Source organism: Micromonospora sp. AB353, assembly GCF_049538395.1.
GTDB lineage: Bacteria > Actinomycetota > Actinomycetes > Mycobacteriales > Micromonosporaceae > Micromonospora > Micromonospora aurantiaca.
Map to the genome: position 1 here is coordinate 1 of NZ_JBMVFV010000023.1, position 16,796 is coordinate 16,796.

The following is a 16,796-nucleotide window of genomic DNA, read 5'->3' on the forward strand; positions in this document are numbered from 1 at the left end:
GCCGCCCCCGGTTCCCGCCCCGGCTCTGCCGCCGGGGCTACCGGCTCCCGTCCCGCCCCGGCTGGTGCGGCTGCCGAGTCCGGCCCGTCCGCCGCCGAATCCGGCCCGCGTCTCGCCCCGGCGGCGACCGAGGCGACAGCGGCTGCCGGGGTCCGCTCCGACACGGACGCCGGGTTCCCCGCGTCGGCCGCCTCCGAGCGGGCCGCCGCCGGCTCGGCGACGTCCGGTCCGGCCGCTGCCCGACGCCCGGTACCGCCGTCCGCGGTGATGCCCGACCCGGCCACGCCCGAGCCGCCCCGCCCCGGCGCGGCGAATCCCGGTGCGCTCGACGCGGTGGCGGTACGCCGGGTCTGGCCCGAGGTGGTCGGCAAGGTCAACCGGAGCAACAAGCGGATCGCCGCGCTGATGCGGGACGCGGTGGTACGCGACCTGGACGGCGACACCCTGGTGCTGACCGTGAAGTCGACGGTGCTGGCGAAGATGATGGCCGATCACGCCGCAGTGCTGACCGATGCGCTCTACGAGGAGCTGGGCGGCCGCTGGCAGATCCGCTGCGAGGTGGCCGGGGAGCGTGGCGCGGCCTCGCTCGGTGGCCCGTCCCGCCCGTCCGGAGCGAGCCGTGCGCAGGCCGACGCCGCGTCGGCCCGCAGCGCGTCCGACAGCGCACCGCCCCGCCCGGCGTCCGCCCCGACGGGTGCCGCGTCCGACGCCGCTCCCGGTCGCCCGGACCCCGGAGCGGCCGGCACCGCTCAGGCGCGCCCCGCTTCCGGCAGCGCAGCAGACTTCTCTCACTCGACCGCACCCGACCCGGGACCGGGCCGTCCGGACTCCGGTGCCGCCGGGCGTCCGGAATCGACGAAGCCCGACAGCATGGCCCGATCCTCGACCGCGCCGGCCGCTGCGGCTGGGCCGGTCGGCGAGGAGGACTGGCCGGAGCCCGTTCGGCCCGGTGGCGCGGCTGCCGGAACCGCCTCGGCGGCGGGCACCGGGGATACGGAGGACTGGCCGGCGGCGGCCCGTCCGGGCGGGGGCACGGCGACCGCTACCGCCCCTGTCGTCGTACCCAAGCCTGCTGCACCCGCGGCGGCGCCGGCACCCGCCGGTGGGGCGGGGCCGGCGGGGCCGAAGAACAGCGCGATCGCGGCGGCGCGGGCGGCTGCGGCGGCTGCCGCTGCGGGCGGTGGTCCCGGCAAGGGGCCGCGCGGGGCGCAGCCGGCGCGGAAGACGGCCGATGCCGAGTGGGCGGGCGAGCCGCCCTACGACCCGGACTTCGACGGCCCGGTGCGGGGCGGTGGCGCGCCCGCGGCGGCGCCCGCCTACGAGGGGTTCGATCCGGGCGACGAGCCGCTCGACGACGTGATCGACGAGCGGACCGCCCGGCAGTCGAGCGAGGAGCAGGCGGTGCAGCTGCTGCGCGAGACGTTCGGCGCGGAGAAGATCGACGAGGTGGACGCGCGCTGAGCGCGCGCCGACCGCGATTCAGCGGTGCCGTGGCCCGACTAGGCTGGGCGCGGCCGACCAGACGAGTGGAAGAAGGAGCGGTCCGTGCGCCCAGGTGGACAGCCGAACATGCAGCAGATGCTGAAGCAGGCGCAGAAGATGCAGCAGCAGATCGCCAAGGCCCAGGCCGAGCTGGCCGAGGCGGAGCTGACCGGCACCGCCGGCGGGGGCCTGGTCACCGCTACGGTCGCCGGTACCGGTGAGCTGAAGGCGATCAAGATCGACCCGAAGGCGGTCGACCCGGAGGACGTCGAGACGCTCGAAGACCTGGTGGTCGCCGCGGTGCACAACGCCGCCGAGGCGGCCCGCGAGTTGACCGAGAAGAAGATGGGCCCGGTCGCGGGCGGCATGGGCGGCCTCAGCCTGCCCGGGTTCTGAGCCGGCAGATGTACGAGGGTGCCATCCAGGATCTGATCGACGAGCTGGGCCGGTTGCCGGGCGTGGGCCCGAAGAGCGCCCAGCGGATCGCGTTCCACGTGCTGTCGGCGGATCCGGCCGACGTGAACCGGCTGGCCGGCGCGCTGCGCAAGGTCAAGGATCTGGTCCGGTTCTGCACGACCTGCTACAACGTGGCCGAGTCGGAGCAGTGCCGGATCTGCCGCGACCCACGGCGCACGGACGAGGTGCTCTGTGTGGTCGAGGAGCCGAAGGACGTGGTGGCGATCGAGCGGACCGGCGAGTTCCGCGGGCGCTACCACGTGCTCGGCGGCGCGATCAATCCGCTGGAGGGCATCGGCCCGGACAACCTGCGGATCCGTGAGCTGATGACCCGCCTCGGCGGCGGCGAGATCCGCGAGCTGATCCTCGCCACCGACCCGAACACCGAGGGCGAGGCGACAGCCACCTATCTGGCGCTGATGGTCAAGCCGATGGGGATCGCGGTGACCCGGCTCGCGAGTGGACTGCCGGTCGGCGGCGACCTGGAGTACGCCGACGAGATCACGCTGGGCCGGGCCTTCGAGGGCCGCCGGGCCGTCTGAATCCAGTGTGCCGCCTCCGGCGGGTGCCCTGCGGGGTGCCCGCCGGACGTGTCTCCGGGCCGGACCGGCATGTCCGTCGATCTGACAGGAACGTGCGTCCGGGACCGGATCGACGTAATAAATTCGGCCTTCTGGCCGACGAAACATCGGCAGCTCAAGTGATCCTCCTTCGATTCGTATGCCTCGTTGCGGAACAGACACGATTCGATACCAACCCGCCCCCCGCCCGTTTCCGCGCCGTCCACCCGAGGGCTAAGGTCTGCGCACATCGGTGACCCTGTCACCACGTTGTCCGTACCCCCAAGGACGAGGTGAAGCACCATGCGTGCATCCAGGCCGAAGGTCGCAATCGCGGCCGTCGCGGTCGCGGCCCTCGCGGTTGCAGGCTGCGCCGAGAGCGACCGTGAGAGTGGCTCCGGAGATAGCAAGAAGGACACCCTCGTCTTCGGCGTCGCCGGAGACCCGAAGGTGCTCGACCCCAGCTTCGCCAGCGACGGTGAGTCGCTGCGCGTGGCGCGCCAGGTCTTCGAGACCCTGGTCCGTCCGGAGGAGGGCGGCACCAAGGTGACGCCGGGCCTCGCCGAGTCCTGGACGCCGGATGCGGCGGGCACGACCTGGACCTTCAAGCTCCGCTCGGGCGTCAAGTTCCACGACGGCACCGACTTCAACGCCGAGGCCGTCTGCGCCAACTTCGACCGCTGGTACAACGCCAAGGGCCTCATGCAGAGCCCGGACGTGACCGCGTACTGGCAGGACGTCATGGGCGGGTTCGCCAAGAACGAGAACCCGGACCTGCCGCCGAGCCTCTTCAAGTCCTGCACCGCCAAGGACGCCACCACTGTGGACCTGGCGTTCACCCGGGTCTCCAGCAAGATCCCGGCCGCGCTGATGCTGCCGTCGTTCTCGATCCAGAGCCCCAAGGCGATGGAGCAGTACGACGCCAGCAACGTGACCGGCACCGCCGAGGACATCAAGTACCCCGCGTACGCGATGGAGCACCCGACCGGCACCGGCCCGTTCAAGTTCAAGGCGTGGGACGTCGCGAACAAGACGCTCACCATCGAGCGCAACGACGACTACTACGGCGACAAGGCCAAGCTGAAGACCATCATCTTCAAGACGATCTCGGACGAGAACGCCCGCAAGCAGGCGCTCCGCTCGGGTGACATCCAGGGCTACGACCTGGTCGGCCCGGCCGACGTCGAGCCGCTGAAGAAGGAGGGCTTCAACGTCCTCACCCGGCCCGCCTTCAACGTCCTCTACCTGGCGATCAACCAGAAGGGGAACCCGAAGCTGGCCGACCTGAAGGTCCGGCAGGCCATCGCGCACGCGCTGAACCGGCAGGCCCTTGTCGACTCGAAGCTGCCCCCGGGCGCCAAGGTCGCGATGAACTTCATGCCCGACACCGTCGAGGGCTGGAACGGCGACGTCACCAAGTACGACTACGACCCGGCCAAGGCGAAGGCCCTGCTGGCCGAGGCGGGCGCGTCGAACCTGACGCTGAAGTTCCACTACCCGACCGAGGTCACCCGGCCGTACATGCCGAACCCGAAGGACATCTTCGAGCTGCTCTCGGCGGACCTCAAGGCGGTCGGCATCAACGTCCAGGCCATCCCGCTGAAGTGGAGCCCGGACTACCTCAACGCCACCACCTCCGGCAACAAGCACGACCTGCACTTCCTCGGCTGGACCGGTGACTACGGCGACGCGTACAACTTCATCGGCACCTTCTTCGACCGCCCGAAGGACGAGTGGGGCTTCAACAACGCCCAGCTCTTCGCGCAGTTCAAGGACGCCGACACCACCGCCGACGCGGCGGCCCGTACGGAGAAGTACAAGGCACTGAACAAGTCGATCATGGACTTCCTGCCGGGTGTGCCGATCTCGCACTCCCCGCCGGCGATCGTGTTCGGCAAGGACGTGACCGGGATCAAGGCGAGCCCGCTCACCGACGAGCGGTACGCGACCGCAGAGTTCAAGTGATCTGAAGGCACCGTACGCGGGCGGGCGCTGTGACCACAGCGCCCGCCCGCACCCCTCCGCACACCCTCCGAGGCGCCCGTGTTCCGGTTCATCATCAGACGCCTGCTACAGCTGATACCCACGCTGTTCGGGCTCTCCGTCCTGCTGTTCATCTGGCTCCACCGACTTCCCGGCGGGCCCGAGACCGCGATCCTCGGTGAACGGGGCACGCCCGAGACGCGCGCCGCCATCCGGCGCAACCTCGGCCTCGACGAGCCGATCCTGGTCCAGTACGCCCGCTTCCTGCGGCGGATGATCCGGCTCGACCTGGGCACCTCGACCGGTACCAAGCGGGCCGTCACCACGGAGTTCGTGGAACGGTTCCCCGGCACCGTCGAACTGACGATCATGGCCATGATCCTCGCGGTCGGCATCGGCATCCCGCTCGGCTACCTGGCCGCCCGCCGCCGGGGCCGGTTCCTCGACCACGCCTCGGTCGGCGGATCGCTCATCGGCATCTGCATCCCGGTCTTCTTCCTGGCGTACGTGCTCAAGGCGATCTTCGCGGAGAACCTGGGCTGGTTCCCCTCCAGCGGCCGGCAGGATCCGACCATCGGCGCGACCCGGGTCACCAACTTCTTCGTCCTCGACGGGCTCATGACCCGCGAGTGGGACGCCGCCGCCGATGCGCTCTGGCACCTCGTGCTGCCGGGTATCGCGCTCGCCAGCATCCCGCTCGCGATCATCGTCCGGATCACCCGGGCCAGCGTGCTGGAGGTGCTGAACGAGGACTTCGTCCGCACCGCCGAGGCCAAGGGCCTGACCGAGCGGACCGTCCGCCGCCGGCACGTGCTGCGCAACGCCATGCTTCCGGTGGCCACCTCGATCGGTCTCCAGACCGGTCTCCTGCTCTCCGGCGCGGTGCTCACCGAGACCGTGTTCGCGTTCAGCGGCATCGGCGCGTTCGTCGCCGAGTCGATCAGTCAGCGCGACTACCCGGTGCTGATGGGCTTCATCATGATCATTGCGGTGGTGTACGTGCTGGTGAATCTCCTGGTCGACCTCTCCTACAGCGTGATCGACCCGAGGGTGAGGGTGCGATGACCATCACCACTGGCAAGAAGCGCGAGAAGATCGACCGGCTCGCCGAACTGGCCGCCCGCGACGACGAGCAGGGGGTGAGCCTCTGGAAGGAGGCGTTCCGCCGGCTGCGCCGCAACCCGGCCGCCGTCATCGGCGTGGTCATCCTGGCGGTCTTCGTCCTGGTCGCGGTCATCGGGCCGTTCCTCGTCCCGTACAGCCCGACCGACTCCATCGGCATCCGCGAGGGCCTGGTCAAGTCCGGCCAGGGCATCATTCCGGGCGCCTCCGCCGACCACTGGCTCGGCTTCGACCACCAGGGCCGGGACGAGTTCAGCCGGCTCATCGTCGGGGCCCGGCAGACGCTGCTCGTCGGCGTCGTCTCCACCCTGATCGGCCTCGCGGTCGGCGCGTTGATCGGCGGCGTCGCCGGTGCCGCGGCCGGCCTCGGCGGGCGCTGGGGCCGCTGGATCGACACCACCCTGATGCGCTTCATCGACATGCTGCTGGCCATGCCGAGCCTGCTGCTCGCGGTGAGCATCGCGGCGCTGCTCGGCGCCAGCCTCACCACCGTGATGATCGCCGTCGGTGTGGTGTCCGTGCCGATCTTCGCCCGGCTGCTGCGCGGCTCGATGATCGCGCAGGCGAACAGCGACTACGTGCTGGCCGCGACGTCGCTCGGCGTGAAGCGCTCCAAGATCGCCCTCACCCACGTGGTGCCGAACTCGATCGCCCCGGTCATCGTGCAGGCCACGCTGACGCTGGCGACCGCGATCATCGAGGCGGCCGCGCTGTCCTTCCTCGGTCTCGGCAACCCCGACTCGGCCATCCCGGAGTGGGGCGTCATGCTCGCCGACGCGCAGCCGTACCTGGGCATCCGGCCGGGCCTGGCGATCTATCCGGCGCTCGGCATCATCATCACCGCGCTGGGGTTCACCCTGCTCGGTGAGGCGATGCGCGAGGCTCTCGATCCGAAGCTGCGGAAGTAGGTCAGTCAGCCATGGCACTGCTCGAAGTGGACGACCTCTCCGTCACGTTCGCCCGTCGTGGGCAGCGCACCGTGCACGCGGTGGACGGGGTGTCCTTCTCGGTCGACGCCGGCGAGGTGGTCGGTCTGGTCGGCGAGTCCGGCTGCGGCAAGAGCGTCACGTCGCTGGCCATCATGGGCCTGCTGCCCAAGCAGCCGGGCCTGCGCGTGGGCGGCAAGGCGGTCTTCGACGGCACCGACCTGCTCCAGCTCGACGACCGATCCCGCCGCGACATCCGCGGCCGGGACGTGGCGATGATCTTCCAGGATCCGCTGTCCTCGCTGAACCCGGTCATCCCGATCGGGCTCCAGGTGACCGAGGTGCTGGCCCGGCACCGGGGCATGAAGGGCGAGGCGGCCACCAAGGAGGCGGCGGCCCTGCTCGACCGGGTGGGCATCCCGGACCCGCGACGGCGCCTGAAGGAGTACCCGCACCAGCTCTCCGGCGGCATGCGGCAGCGGGCGCTGATCGCCATGGCTGTCGCCTGCCAGCCCCGGCTGCTGATCGCCGACGAGCCGACCACCGCGCTCGACGTCACCATCCAGGCGCAGATCCTGGAGCTGCTGAAGGACCTGGTCCGGGACTCCGGCACCGCGCTGGTGATGATCACCCACGACCTCGGCGTGGTCGCCGGTATGTGCGACACCATCAACGTGCTCTACGCCGGCCGGGTGGTGGAGACGGCCACCCGCCGTCCGCTGTTCCGCCAGCCCCGGCACCCGTACACCGAGGGGTTGCTCGGTTCGGTGCCGCGCCTGGACGCCGGCCGCGGCGAACGGCTCAACCCCATCCCCGGCTCGGTGCGCGACGTGCTGCCCTGGCCGGACGGCTGCGCGTTCGCCCCGCGCTGCGCCCGCCGCGTCGACGCCTGCGTGGGCGAGCCGCCGGAGCTGGTGATCACCCACGACGCCCGCAGCTACCGCTGCGTCAACCCGGTGCCGGTGCCCGGCCTGACTCCGGAGGCGGACGCCCGCGCGACCGCGCCGACGACCACCGAACCGGGTGCGGTGCCGGCCCAGGCCGAACCGGCCGACCCGCCCGCCGTGCCCGGCTTCGGACCGGCTCCGCGCGAGGAGGAGACCCCATGAGCGACAACGACATCCTCGTCGAGGTCCGTGACCTGAAGGTGCACTTCCCGATCCGCCGGGGCGTGCTGTTCGACCGGACCGTCGGGCACGTCAAGGCGGTCGACGGGGTCGACCTCAGCATTCCGCGCGGCAAGACGTACGGGCTGGTGGGTGAGTCGGGCTGCGGCAAGTCCACGCTGGGCCGGGCGCTGCTCCAGCTCAACCCGCCGACCAGCGGCGAGGTGAAGTTCGACGGCGTCGAGCTGACCACGCTCCCGGCCGGCAAGCTGCGCGCGATGCGCCGCCGGATGCAGATGATCTTCCAGGATCCGATGTCCAGCCTGGACCCCCGGCAGAACGTCGAGTCGATCCTGACCGAGGGCCTCCAGACCCACGGCATCGGCGCCAACCGGGACGACCGGCGGCGGATCATCGGCGAGACGCTCGATGCGGTGGGCCTGCCCAAATGGGCGCTGTCCCGCTACCCGCACGAGTTCTCCGGCGGCCAGCGCCAGCGCATCGGTATCGCCCGCGCCCTGGTGCTCGGCCCGGAGCTGATCGTCGCCGACGAGCCGGTCTCCGCGCTGGACGTGTCGATCCAGGCGCAGGTGGTCAACCTGCTCGACGAACTCCAGGACAGCCTCGGCCTGACCTACCTGGTCATCGCGCACGACCTGGCGGTGGTGCGGCACATCTCCGACATCGTCGGCGTGATGTACCTGGGCGCGCTGGTGGAGGAGGCGCCGAGCGACCGGCTCTACACCGAGCCGATGCACCCGTACACCAGGGCGCTGATGTCGGCGGTGCCGGTGCCGGACCCCGACGTGGAGGACCGCCGCGAGCGCATCCTGCTCGCCGGTGACCTGCCCTCGCCGGCCAACCCGCCGTCGGGCTGCCGGTTCCACACCCGCTGCCCGTGGGCACAGCCGACCCGCTGCGCCGACGAGCGGCCCGAACTGCGCCAGATCGGCGCCAGCCGGGTGGCCTGCCACTGGGCCGAGCAGATCGCCGCCGGTGAGCTGCGCCCGCACGAGGTGACCGCGAAGGTCACCCGGCCGGAGGGCGAGGGCGAGGAGCCGGGCGTGGTCTCCGCGCCGAGCGAGCCCGGATCGTACGTCTGACACGACGAAGCGCGTCCCCACCCGGCCCGGGTGGGGACGCGCTTCTCGTCTGTCAGCCCTCGGGACGGTTGAGCAGGCCCACCGCGATCGTGTGCACGGCGTCCAGCGCGGCCGGGTCGGCCAGCGGCGCGGAACCGCCGGTGACCGCGTACCACTCGTCGGCGTCCTTGTACTGCACCCGCAGCGTCACCCGGCCGTCGGCGTGCTCGGTGCGCAGCGTCAACTCGCCGGTCACCACGCCCACCTCGTCCGTCATGACCCCGCCCGGACCGGCCGTGATGTCCGAGGTGCGGTCCGCCGGTCCGCCCGGCGCGCCCCCGGCCGGCGCCCCCGGCACCGCGTCGGCGGTCATGCCCGCCCCGGCCACGTCGGTGGGCTCCGGCTGCCGGCCGTCCGCCGTCATCCCGGCCGACGCCGGACCGGCGGGTGCGGCGTCTGTGTCCGGCGTGCCCGCCGGGGCCGGTGTGGCGTCCGGCCCGGTCACGGTTTGCTCGCCCATGTGCAGCCCTCCAGCATGTCGGTGAGAGCGGCCTTCTCGGCACTTGTCACAGTCAGCCGCCAGTAGTGCTTCACCGTCACCCAGTCCGCCGCGTACTGACACCAGGACGACCGGTTCGGCGGCTTCCACTGGGACGGATCCTGGTCACCCTTTGCCCGGTTGGACCGCGCCGAAACCGCGATGAGCTGCGGCCTGGTCAGGTCGTTGGCGAAGTCGCCACGCTTCGAGTCGTCCCACTCGGCCGCGCCCGACCGCCACGCGGCGGCCAGCGGCACCGTGTGGTCGATGTCCACGTCCGACGGATCGTTGAGCACCACACCGTCGTAGACGCTCTCCCACCGGCCGCCCACCACGTTGCAGCCGGACAGCTTGATGCCCTCGCCGTCGCGTTGCAGCACGCTGTCGCGGACGTCGCAGTTCTTGCCGGTGTCGCGCCAGTGCGGGAAGCGGGAACGGCTGTAGCCCTTCATCGACCCGGCCGTGGCCACTGTGAGCTCACCGAGCTGCTTGTTGACGTTCCCGGCGGCGCTCGGTGGCGCCTCCGGCTCGGTGACCGACACGTCGCAGCCGGCCACGCCGAGGGCGAGCACCGCGCTCAGCGCGGCCGCCAGCCCGGCTCGGGCTCCTGATCTCGTACGCACAGACGACACCTCTCCAGCTTGCGTGCTCCGGGCGAGTCCGCACAGTACCCGGCGGCGGTTTCCGCGATTCGTGGCGTCGAGGATGGGCGGCGGGCAGAGTGGTGAGACGTGACCGCACCCGCTCCCGCGCTGCGTACCGGCTCCGCCGCCGGACGCGGCACCCTGCTCGCCGCGATCCTCGCCTCCGGCATGGTGTTCCTCGACAGCACTGTCGTCAACGTCGCGCTACCGCGCCTCGGCGCCGAACTCGACGCCACAGTCGCCGGTCTGCAGTGGACCGTGAACGGCTACCTGCTCATGCTCGCCGCGTTCGTCCTGCTCGGCGGTGCCCTCGGCGACCGGTTCGGGCGGCGGCGCGTCTTCCTGCTCGGCGTCGTCTGGTTCGCCGCGGCGTCGGTGCTCTGCGGGCTGGCCCAGGACACCGGATGGCTCGTCGCCGCCCGGTTCCTCCAGGGCGCCGGCGGGGCGCTGCTCACCCCCGGCTCGCTGTCCGTGCTCCAGGCCAGCTTCCACCCCGACGACAGGGGCCGGGCCATCGGCACCTGGTCCGGGCTGTCCGGGGTGTCCACCGCGCTCGGACCGCTGCTCGGCGGCTGGCTGATCGACACGCTCTCCTGGCGGTGGATCTTCTTCGTCAACCTGCCGCTCGCAGTCGGCGTGGTGCTCGCCGCGCTGCGCTGGGTGCCGGAGAGCCGGGACGAGGAGATCTCGCGTACCGGGGGCGGGCGGCGGTTCGACGTTGCGGGCGCGCTGCTCGGCGCGCTCGCGCTCGGCGGCGTCACGTACGCGTTGATCGACGCCCCGGCGCGCGGCCTGGACTCCCCGGCGGTGCTCGCCGCGGCGGTGCTCGGAGTGGTCGCCGTGGTGGTCTTCGTGCTGGTCGAGCGGCGGCGCGGCGACACCGCGATGCTGCCCACCGGGCTGTTCTCCAGCCGGCTGTTCTCCGTGCTGAACGTCTTTACCGTCGTGGTGTACGCGGCGCTCGGCGGGTTCACCTTCTTCCTCGCCGTCTACCTGCAGAACGTCGTCGGCTGGTCGGCGCTGCTCACCGGCCTGGCCACCGTGCCGATGACGGTGCTGCTGCTGGTCGGCTCGCCACGCGCGGGCGCGCTGTCGGCCCGCATCGGCCCCCGGCTGCCGCTCACCGTCGGCCCGGTGATCGCCGCCGTGGGCCTGCTGCTGTTGCGGCGGGTCGGGCCTGGTGCGTCGTACTGGGTGGACGTGCTGCCGGGCGTGACGCTGTTCGGCGCCGGGCTCACACTCGTGGTGGCGCCGCTGACCACGTCGGTGCTCGGCGCCGTCTCGGACCGGTTCGCCGGGGTGGCGAGCGGCTTCAACAACGCCGCGTCCCGGGCCGGCGGCCTGCTCGCGGTGGCCGCGCTGCCGCTGCTGGTCGGGCTGTCGGGCACCGGGTACGAGCAGAAGGGCGCGCTCGCCGACGCGTACCGGGGGGCGTTGGCGTGGTGCGCGGGGCTGCTGCTGGCCGGGGCCGTGCTCGCCGCCGTGCTCATCCACCGCCCCGGGCGGGGGGAAGGAAGGGCCCCTTCTTAACGCCTCCGGTAGAGGAAGGGCCCCTTGTTAACACTCGGGCCATTCGGGCGCGGGCGTTAAGAAGGGCCCCCTCCTATGCAGAATGCGTTAAGAAGGGGCCCTTCCTTACACCTCAAGCACCTCAGGCGCGGGTGCGGTTCACCGCGCTCGTGACCGCCTTGATCGAGGCGGTCACGATGTTCGCGTCCACCCCGACGCCCCACACCGTACGGCCGTCCACCTCGCACTCCACGTACGCGGCGGCCTGCGCGTCCCCACCGGAGGACAGCGCGTGCTCGTGGTAGTCGAGCACCCGTACCGCCACGCCCAGGGACTGCAACGCGTTGACGTACGCGTCGATCGGGCCGTTGCCGACGGCGGTGAGCGCGCGGGTCTCGCCGCCGAAGCCGACGCGGGCGTCGATCTCGACCTTGCCGTCGACGGTGCCGATGGTGTATTCGGCCAGCTTGACGGCCGGGTCCACCTGGTGGTCGACCAGGTAGTTGCGGGCGAAGATCTCCCACATCGCGCCCGGCTCGACCTCGCCGCCGTCGTGGTCGGTGACCTGCTGCACCACGCCGGAGAACTCGATCTGGAGGCGGCGCGGCAGGTCGAGCTGGTGCTCGGTCTTCATGATGTACGCGACGCCGCCCTTGCCGGACTGCGAGTTGACCCGGATGACCGCCTCGTAGGTGCGGCCCAGGTCCTTCGGGTCGATCGGCAGGTAGGGCACGGCCCAGGTGAAGTCGTCGACCGGCACCCCGGCCGCCGTGGCGTCGGCGTTCAGCGCGGCGAAGCCCTTGTTGATCGCGTCCTGGTGCGAGCCGGAGAACGCGGTGTAGACCAGGTCGCCCGCGTACGGGTGGCGCTCGTGCACCGGCAGCTGGTTGCAGTACTCGACGGCGCGCTTGATCTCGTCGATGTTCGAGAAGTCGATCATCGGGTCGATGCCCTGGGAGAACATGTTCAGGCCCAGCGTCACCAGGTCGACGTTGCCGGTGCGCTCGCCGTTGCCGAACAGGCAGCCCTCGATCCGGTCGGCGCCGGCCAGCAGGCCCAGCTCGGCGGCGGCCACGCCGGTGCCCCGGTCGTTGTGCGGGTGCAGGCTCAGCACCAGGCTGTCCCGCCGGGGCAGGCGCCGGTGCATCCACTCGATCGAGTCGGCGTAGACGTTCGGCATCGCCATCTCGACGGTGGCCGGCAGGTTGATGATCAGCTTCCGGTCCGGCGTCGGGTCGATCACGTCGATGACCGCCGAGCAGACCTCCAGCGCGTACTCCAGCTCGGTGCCCGTGTACGACTCCGGCGAGTACTCGTAGTGGATGTCGGTGTCCGGGGTGTGGATCTCCGCGTATTTCTGGCACAGCCGCGCGCCCTGGGTGGCGATGTCGGTGATGCCGTCGCGGTCCAGGCCGAAGACCACCCGGCGCTGCAGCGTCGAGGTGGAGTTGTAGAAGTGCACGATGGCCCGGTGGGCGCCGCGCAGCGACTCGAAGGTCCGCTCGATCAGGTGCTCCCGGCACTGGGTCAGCACCTGGATGGTGACGTCCTCGGGAATCAGGTCCTGCTCGATCAGCTGCCGTACGAAGTCGTAGTCGGTCTGGCTCGCCGACGGGAAGCCGACCTCGATCTCCTTGTAGCCCATCTGCACCAGGAGCTGGAACATCCGCCGCTTACGCTCGGGCGACATCGGGTCGATCAGGGCCTGGTTGCCGTCGCGGAGGTCGACTGCGCACCAGCGGGGCGCGGCCTCGACGCGGCGGGTCGGCCAGGAGCGGTCCGGCAGGTCGACACCGAACTCCCTGTCGTACGGGACGTAGCGGTGGACCGGCATCCGGCTGGGGCGCTGGCTGGCGAAGGGATCGGTGGCGGTGACAGGTTGAGCCATCTCGGAGTGCTCCCTGGAACATGTGGCGTCAGCAGATCGGAAAGGTGTCGGCGGGCTGCCGGGCGACGGTGCGCGGCGGTGCCGAGAAGAAGATCGGATGTGCTGGACGGCGCGTAGCGACTCCGCGACGAGGTGCCGGCCGGTCAGGCCTCGTCGCGGCAGCCAAGGAGAAGGTACGCGCGCCACATGACAAGGTCACCCTACGTGGTGGGACGGGCGGTGGGAAGGCTGGTCCGGACTATGGGATCAGAGTCACCGAGTCGGCGGACCTGGACACGCCCGGTAGCCGAGGCGTCCGCTCCGCCCGGGCCACCGCCGGCACGATCGCCAGCCCGACCAGGACGAACAGCGCCGCCGCCGGGTACCAGCCCCAGCCGCCGGTGCTCACGCCGAGCGCGGTCAGCCCGGCCGGAGCGATCAGGAACTGCAACTGGGAGCCGAGCCCGAAGGCGCCGACGTACGCGCCGCGCTGGGCGGCGGGCGGCAGCGTGGCGGTCAGTCCCCAGGTGCCCGCCGACTCGATCAGCTCGGCCAGGATGAGCAGCGTCGCGGCGGCCACCAGCACCGCCACAGTGAGCGGTCCCCGGGTCGCGCCGGAGATCGGCAGGACCAGGCAGAACAGGGCGATCAGCACCGCGCCCCGGCGGGACGCCCGGGCCGCGCCCGGCGCGGTGTCCGCGCCCCGGCTGGCCCGTACCTGGAACAGCACGATCAGCACGGTGTTGAGCAGCACCAGCGCGGCGATGATCGTCTTCGGCGCGTCGGTACGGGTGAGGATCCACAGCGGCATCACCGTCAGGTAGAGCGTCTGGTGCGCGGTGAGCAGCCCGGACAGCAGCGCGACGGTCATGAACGGCCGGTCCCGCAGCACCGCCAGCCGGCTCATCGGTTCGGCCGTGCGGGTCACCTCCGGCAGCCGGGGCAGCCGGCGCACGAAGCCGGCGGTCACCAGGAAGACCACGGTGATGAACCAGACCATCCCGCGGTACGCCCAGATCGTGTCGACGGCCAGCACCAGGCCGCTGATCAGCGCGCCGAGTCCGAAGCCGACGTTCAGCGAGGAGCGCTGGTAGGCCATCGCGGTGACCCGTTCCTCCGGGCGCAGCACGTTGATCGAGTAGACCTGGCGGGCGACGCCGGTCGCCGCGCCCGTCACGGCCAGCGCGATCACCACCGCGAGGAACCCGGCGAAGCCGCCGACGAACGGGTACGCGGCGAACAACGCCGCGTCCAGCAGCAGGCAGACGATCCACACCCGCTGCGGCCCGTACCGGTCGGTGAGCCCGCCCAGCGGCACGGTGCCGAGCAGGGACGCGCCGGCGGCGAGGGAGAGGCCGAGACCCACCTGGGCCGGACTCAGCCCGAGCGCCCGGGTGAAGAAGACGGCGCTGCCCGCCTGGAACAGGCCGTGACCGACGGCGAACACCATGGCCTGCACGGCCAGGGCGCGGGTCAGACCGGCAGGCGGTACGACGTGACGGACGGCGGTGCGGATGCTTTCTCTGGCCCCCATGACCGGTGAGCAAACCGTGCCCCCCGCGCTCCGGTCGAACCTTTTAGTCTGGGCCGAATCCGGCGTCCGGGGGTGCGCGTGTCCGAGTTGCGGTTCAACCTGGCCGACGTGGCGGGCGTGCGGTTCGCGGTGTCGCCGGCCAACGAGACCGTGATGAGCATGTGGGCGCTGGCCGAGCCGGTCCGCTACGCGGTGCACCTGCCGTGGATCGACCGCGCCCGGGCGACGCTGCGCCGCCCCGCGGTGGCCGATCGGGTCCGCCCGTTGACGGACCTGGCCCGGCCGCGCCGCTGGCTACCTGACTTCCTGACCCCGGCCGCCCGCCCGGACACGGACATGGCGGACCAGCTCGACCAGATCGCGGCGACGCCGCCCGACGTGGTGGTGCAGGATCTGCTGGCCACCGTTCCGAGCCGTCCGCTGAGCCCGTTCGGGCAGGCGTTGCTCGCCGACCCGGCCGGGCTGCTGCCGCAGCTCGTCGAGGCGCTCCGGGTCTGGTACGAGGAGGCGATCGTCCCCGACTGGCCGCGCATGCGGGCGCTGCTGGACGCCGACGTGGCGTACCGGGCGGCCCAGCTCGCCGAGGGTGGCGCCGGCCGGTTGTTCGAGCAGCTGCACCCGAGCCTGCGCTGGCTCGGCGACCGCGTGGTGAGCGACGATCCGTTCGAGCGGGACTTCGACCTGCGGGGGCGAGGGCTGGCGCTGAATCCGAGCGTGTTCACCGACCGGCGGGTGCTGTGGAACCTGCTGGAGGACTCGATGCCCGCCGGGGCGTACCCGGTGCGGGCGGTCGGGACGCTGTGGGAACGCGGACCCGAACCGGCCGGCGACGCGCTCGCCCGGGTGGTGGGTGCCGGCCGGGCCGCGTTGCTGCACCTGCTCGACGCGGCGACGACCACCACGGACCTCGCCCGGCTCACCGGGCTGTCCGCCGGGAACGTGTCCCAGCACCTCTCCGCGCTGCACGCCGCCGGTCTCGTCACCCGGTCCCGGGCCGGGCGGCACGTGCTCTACCGCAACAGCGAGGTGGGTGCCGCGTTGCTCCGCGCGGCGCGGGGCGGCTGAGCGGGACGCGTCAGGGCGTGCCGGGGCTCGGGGCGTCCCGGCTGACCGGCTCGCCGTCGGTCACCGCGCCGGCCAGCTCGACGGTGCCCGGCGCGGCGCCGGGTTCGCCGGTCAGTGTCAGCGTGCCGAACCCGGCCCGTACCGCCGCCGGTGTGCCGTCCTCCCGGAAGCAGTAGATGCCCACGTCGAGCGGCGCGTTCAGCGACGCCGAGGTGCTGTCGACCGAGTAGCAGGGGCCGTCGGCTCCCGGCAGCGGATCGGCCGGGGAGACGGCGAGCGGCGCACGCCTGTCGGTCAGCACCTCCAGCCAGTCGGTGAACGGGTGCTGCACGCGGGGGTCGAGCCGGCGCGGCACCGCATCGTCGGCGTCGCCGAGGCGGACGCAGGTCGCCGCCTGCGGCCAGCCGGCCGAGGGCAGCGCGCACTGGAACAGCCCGTCGGAGGTGCCGGCGAGCGAGACGTCCACCGTGCCGGCGTGCCCCCAGCCGGGCACGTCGACCCGCCAGCTGCCGTCGTTGGCGCTGGTGAAGGCGACCGTGCGGGGCGTGCCCTCGGCGGGCGCGAACGCGTACGTGGCGGTGAGGTGGCGGTCCTGCGCCGCGGCGGCCAGCCCGGCCAGTTCCTCGCGGGCGGCGTCGACCTGCACCGGGACCGGGTCGGCGGTGCCGGTGGGCGCCGCCTCGGGGTTGCCGCCGTCGCAGGCGGCCAGCAGTACCGGCAGGGTGAGCGCGACCACGCCGGTCAGGCGGGCCGCACGTCGATGAGCGTGCACCGGCTCATTCTGCGTCGTGGACACGGTCCAGGTCAGCCCACCGTACGGCTGTACCGCTTGGCGTGTCGCGTCCTTCCGGGCTGGTGAGCCGCCCCACGCCGGGGCCGGATGGTGGGATCACCCGACCCGGCGTCGCGGGCCGCCCGATAG

General features: G+C 72.1%; 14 protein-coding genes and 1 pseudogene. 10 read left to right on the plus strand and 5 right to left on the minus strand.

Annotated elements, in window-relative coordinates; translation table 11 throughout:
* From ACPCK6_RS12760 to ACPCK6_RS12795, 8 genes and pseudogenes are all read left to right on the plus strand, one after another.
* Positions 1-1,461: pseudogene (locus ACPCK6_RS12760) on the plus strand (DNA polymerase III subunit gamma and tau); the annotation flags it as partial.
* 108 nt (positions 1,462-1,569) lie between these two features.
* Entirely contained in the window at positions 1,570-1,878 is a 309-nt protein-coding gene (locus ACPCK6_RS12765; protein WP_228533033.1) for a YbaB/EbfC family nucleoid-associated protein, read from the plus strand.
* An 8-nt stretch (positions 1,879-1,886) separates the two neighbouring features.
* Positions 1,887-2,480 carry a recombination mediator RecR gene (gene recR, locus ACPCK6_RS12770; RefSeq protein WP_366594525.1) on the plus strand — a complete coding sequence of 198 codons (594 nt, stop codon included), beginning with the start codon at positions 1,887-1,889 and terminating at the stop codon, positions 2,478-2,480.
* A 321-nt stretch (positions 2,481-2,801) separates the two neighbouring features.
* Complete coding sequence (locus tag ACPCK6_RS12775) at positions 2,802-4,463, plus strand: ABC transporter substrate-binding protein (protein ID WP_396880822.1); 1,662 nt, start codon at positions 2,802-2,804, stop codon at positions 4,461-4,463.
* Positions 4,464-4,541: 78 nt separating this feature from the next.
* Positions 4,542-5,546 (plus strand): ABC transporter permease, encoded by a 1,005-nt coding sequence (locus ACPCK6_RS12780; protein ID WP_194803309.1) that lies wholly within the window; start codon positions 4,542-4,544, stop codon positions 5,544-5,546.
* The gene (locus ACPCK6_RS12785) at positions 5,543-6,511 is read left to right on the plus strand and encodes an ABC transporter permease (protein ID WP_396880823.1); all 969 of its coding nucleotides are present in this window, start codon (positions 5,543-5,545) and stop codon (positions 6,509-6,511) included. Before ACPCK6_RS12780 ends, ACPCK6_RS12785 begins: the two co-directional genes overlap by 4 nt.
* Before the next feature lie 11 nt (positions 6,512-6,522).
* Positions 6,523-7,638 (plus strand): ABC transporter ATP-binding protein, encoded by a 1,116-nt coding sequence (locus ACPCK6_RS12790; protein ID WP_194803311.1) that lies wholly within the window; start codon positions 6,523-6,525, stop codon positions 7,636-7,638.
* Positions 7,635-8,738 carry an ABC transporter ATP-binding protein gene (locus ACPCK6_RS12795; protein ID WP_396880824.1) on the plus strand — a complete coding sequence of 368 codons (1,104 nt, stop codon included), beginning with the start codon at positions 7,635-7,637 and terminating at the stop codon, positions 8,736-8,738. Before ACPCK6_RS12790 ends, ACPCK6_RS12795 begins: the two co-directional genes overlap by 4 nt.
* Before the next feature lie 52 nt (positions 8,739-8,790).
* Here ACPCK6_RS12795 and ACPCK6_RS12800 read toward each other — a convergent pair whose 3' ends face one another.
* The gene (locus tag ACPCK6_RS12800) at positions 8,791-9,237 is read right to left on the minus strand and encodes a hypothetical protein (RefSeq protein ID WP_396880825.1); all 447 of its coding nucleotides are present in this window, start codon (positions 9,235-9,237) and stop codon (positions 8,791-8,793) included.
* A complete protein-coding gene (locus ACPCK6_RS12805; protein WP_396880826.1) occupies positions 9,219-9,878 on the minus strand; it encodes an HNH endonuclease family protein in 660 nt (219 codons plus the stop codon). The genes ACPCK6_RS12800 and ACPCK6_RS12805 overlap by 19 nt, the downstream gene beginning before the upstream one ends.
* Before the next feature lie 108 nt (positions 9,879-9,986).
* On the opposite strand from ACPCK6_RS12805, the gene ACPCK6_RS12810 reads away from it, so the two are divergent.
* Positions 9,987-11,429, plus strand: coding sequence for an MFS transporter (locus ACPCK6_RS12810; RefSeq protein ID WP_423481205.1), 1,443 nt, complete (start codon positions 9,987-9,989; stop codon positions 11,427-11,429).
* Positions 11,430-11,550: 121 nt separating this feature from the next.
* Here ACPCK6_RS12810 and leuA read toward each other — a convergent pair whose 3' ends face one another.
* On the minus strand, positions 11,551-13,296 hold the full coding sequence (gene leuA / locus ACPCK6_RS12815; RefSeq protein ID WP_396848964.1) for a 2-isopropylmalate synthase: 1,746 nt from the start codon (positions 13,294-13,296) through the stop codon (positions 11,551-11,553).
* 238 nt (positions 13,297-13,534) lie between these two features.
* Positions 13,535-14,809 carry an MFS transporter gene (locus tag ACPCK6_RS12820; protein WP_423481206.1) on the minus strand — a complete coding sequence of 425 codons (1,275 nt, stop codon included), beginning with the start codon at positions 14,807-14,809 and terminating at the stop codon, positions 13,535-13,537.
* Between the two features lie 78 nt (positions 14,810-14,887).
* Between ACPCK6_RS12820 and ACPCK6_RS12825 the strand changes: the two genes are divergently transcribed.
* Positions 14,888-15,874 carry a DUF5937 family protein gene (locus ACPCK6_RS12825; RefSeq protein WP_377624541.1) on the plus strand — a complete coding sequence of 329 codons (987 nt, stop codon included), beginning with the start codon at positions 14,888-14,890 and terminating at the stop codon, positions 15,872-15,874.
* A 10-nt stretch (positions 15,875-15,884) separates the two neighbouring features.
* Here ACPCK6_RS12825 and ACPCK6_RS12830 read toward each other — a convergent pair whose 3' ends face one another.
* The gene (locus tag ACPCK6_RS12830; RefSeq protein WP_396880828.1) at positions 15,885-16,646 is read right to left on the minus strand and encodes a hypothetical protein; all 762 of its coding nucleotides are present in this window, start codon (positions 16,644-16,646) and stop codon (positions 15,885-15,887) included.
* Positions 16,647-16,796 lie beyond the last annotated feature (150 nt).

Coding starts and splice junctions, on each gene's coding strand:
- ACPCK6_RS12765 (WP_228533033.1), top strand. CDS start 1,570: ATGCAGCAGATGCTGAAGCAGGCGCAGAAGATGCAGCAGCAGATCGCC.
- recR (WP_366594525.1), top strand. CDS start 1,887: ATGTACGAGGGTGCCATCCAGGATCTGATCGACGAGCTGGGCCGGTTG.
- ACPCK6_RS12775 (WP_396880822.1), top strand. CDS start 2,802: ATGCGTGCATCCAGGCCGAAGGTCGCAATCGCGGCCGTCGCGGTCGCG.
- ACPCK6_RS12785 (WP_396880823.1), top strand. CDS start 5,543: ATGACCATCACCACTGGCAAGAAGCGCGAGAAGATCGACCGGCTCGCC.
- ACPCK6_RS12790 (WP_194803311.1), top strand. CDS start 6,523: ATGGCACTGCTCGAAGTGGACGACCTCTCCGTCACGTTCGCCCGTCGT.
- ACPCK6_RS12795 (WP_396880824.1), top strand. CDS start 7,635: ATGAGCGACAACGACATCCTCGTCGAGGTCCGTGACCTGAAGGTGCAC.
- ACPCK6_RS12800 (WP_396880825.1), bottom strand. CDS start 9,237: ATGGGCGAGCAAACCGTGACCGGGCCGGACGCCACACCGGCCCCGGCG.
- leuA (WP_396848964.1), bottom strand. CDS start 13,296: ATGGCTCAACCTGTCACCGCCACCGATCCCTTCGCCAGCCAGCGCCCC.
- ACPCK6_RS12820 (WP_423481206.1), bottom strand. CDS start 14,809: ATGGGGGCCAGAGAAAGCATCCGCACCGCCGTCCGTCACGTCGTACCG.